2 protein-coding genes are annotated in these 2492 nt (G+C 69.1%); both read left to right on the forward strand.

Features of this window, described 5'->3' with window-relative positions; all coding sequences use genetic code 11:
• On the forward strand, nt 1–903 hold a 903-nt coding region (locus QOL82_RS29055; protein ID WP_283445808.1), incomplete at its 5' end, for an NADH-ubiquinone oxidoreductase-F iron-sulfur binding region domain-containing protein.
• Nucleotides 904–912: 9 nt separating this feature from the next.
• A partial coding sequence (locus QOL82_RS29060) for a molybdopterin-dependent oxidoreductase (protein ID WP_283445809.1) occupies nt 913–2492 on the forward strand: 1580 nt, incomplete at its 3' end.

Here is a 2492-nt window from a genome sequence, read left to right on the forward strand (position 1 = left end):
CCGCACCGCTTCCTCGAAGGCATGCTCATCGCCGCCTGGGCCGTGGGCATCGAGGACATCTACATCTACCTGCGCGACGAGTACCATGCCTGCCGAACGCTGCTGCAGCAGGAACTCGCCGCGCTGATGGCCGATCCGCCGCTGCAGGCCATGCCGCGCATCCACCTGCGCCGCGGCGCCGGCGCCTACATCTGCGGCGAGGAGTCGGCGATGATCGAGTCCATCGAGGGCAAGCGCGGCATGCCGCGGCTGCGCCCGCCCTACGTGGCCCAGGTCGGCCTGTTCGGCCGGCCCACGCTGGAACACAACTTCGAGACCCTGTACTGGGTGCGCGACATCCTGCAGAAAGGCCCGGCCTGGTTCGCTTCGCACGGCCGCCACGGCCGCAAGGGCCTGCGCTCGTACTCGGTCTCGGGCCGGGTGAAAGCGCCGGGCGTGAAGCTGGCCCCGGCCGGCATCACGATCCAGGAGCTGATCGACGAATACTGCGGCGGCATGATGGACGGCCACCGCTTCTATGCCTACCTGCCCGGCGGCGCTTCCGGCGGCATCCTGCCGGCGACGATGAACGACATCCCGCTGGACTTCGACACGCTGCAGCCGCACGGCTGCTTCATCGGCTCGGCTGCGGTGGTGGTGCTGTCCGAGCGCGACAGCGCAATGAACGCCGCGCGCAACCTGATGCGCTTCTTCAAGGACGAGTCCTGCGGCCAGTGCACGCCGTGCCGGGTCGGCACGGCCAAGGCGCTGGCCCTGGTCGAGCAGCCGGTGTGGGACGTGCCGCTGCTGGCGGACCTGTCGCAGGTCATGCGCGACGCCTCGATCTGCGGCCTGGGCCAGGCCGCGCCCAATCCGGTGGACTGCGTGGTCCGCTACTTCCCGCATGAACTGACCGGAGCCTGAGGAATCCCCATGAATGCCATCACCCGCAATGAAATCGCCCGGCTCGATGCGCCCGTCATCGAGTTCACCCTCAACGGCCAGCCGGTCACAGCCCGCGCCAGCGAGACCATCATCGAAGTGGCCGACCGCGAAGGCGTGCCGATTCCGCGCCTGTGCTACAAGCCCGGCATGGACACGGCCGGCAACTGCCGCGCCTGCATGGTCGAGATCAATGGCGAGCGCGCGCTGGCGCCGTCGTGCTGCCGCTATCCGACCGCCGGCATGCAGGTCACCAGCGACAGCGAGCGCACGCTGCATGCGCAGCGCATGGTGCTCGAGCTGCTGCAGTCGGACATGCCCGAGGCCAGCTATACCCGGCACAACGAGGTCGACGACTGGGCCGAGGAGCTGGCCGTGGGCAAGCCGCGCTTCGCGCCGCGCCCGCGCATCGCGCCGGACCTGTCGCACCCGGCCATCGCGGTCAACCTCGACGCCTGCATCCAGTGCACCCGCTGCGTGCGCGCCTGCCGCGACGAGCAGATGAACGACGTCATCGGGCTGGCGCTGCGCGGCCAGGCCGAGAAGATCGTCTTCGACATGGACGACCCGATGGGCAACTCCACCTGCGTGGCCTGCGGCGAATGCGTGCAGGCCTGCCCGACCGGCGCCCTGATGCCGGCGCGCGAGGCGGCGCTGGCCATTCCCGACAAGCAGGTCGACTCGGTGTGCCCGTACTGCGGCGTGGGCTGCCAGCTGACCTACAACGTCAAGGACAACAAGATCCTGTACGTCGAGGGCCGGGACGGCCCGGCCAACCATGGCCGGCTGTGCGTCAAGGGCCGCTACGGCTTCGACTATGCGCACCATCCGCACCGGCTGACCGTGCCGCTGATCCGGCGCGAGGGCATGCCCAAGGACGGCGACTTCACGATGGACCCGGACCGGGTCATGGACGTGTTCCGCGAGGCGACCTGGGAAGAGGCGCTGGCGCTGGCCGGCGGCAAGCTGCGCGGCATCCGCGACACGGCCGGCCCGCGCGCGCTGGCCGGCTTCGGCTCGGCCAAGGGCAGCAACGAGGAAGCCTACCTGTTCCAGAAGCTGGTGCGCACCGGCTTCGGCAGCAACAATGTCGACCACTGCACCCGGCTGTGCCATGCGTCGTCGGTGGTGGCGCTGCTCGAAGGCATCGGCTCGGGCGCGGTGTCGAACCCGGTCATGGACGTGACCAAGGCCGAGGTGGTGGTCGTGATCGGCGCGAACCCGACGGTGAACCACCCGGTGGCGGCGACCTGGATCAAGAACGCGGTGGCCAACGGCACGAAACTGATCGTCATGGACCCGCGCCGCTCGGAGCTGTCGCGCCTGGCGCACCGCTCGCTGCAGTTCCGGCCCGACACCGACGTGGCCATGCTCAACGCGATGATGCATGTGATCGTCAACGAGAACCTGGTCGACGCAGGCTTCATCGCCAGCCGCACCATCGGCTTCGAGGAATTGAAGGCCAACGTGGCGGCCTACAGCCCGGAGAAGATGGCGCCGATCTGCGGCATCGACGCCGAGACGCTGCGCTACGTGGCGCGGCTGTATGCGACCTCGAAGGGCTCGATGAT

Source organism: Noviherbaspirillum suwonense, from assembly GCF_900182955.1.
GTDB classification, from domain to species: domain Bacteria; phylum Pseudomonadota; class Gammaproteobacteria; order Burkholderiales; family Burkholderiaceae_D; genus Noviherbaspirillum_A; species Noviherbaspirillum_A suwonense.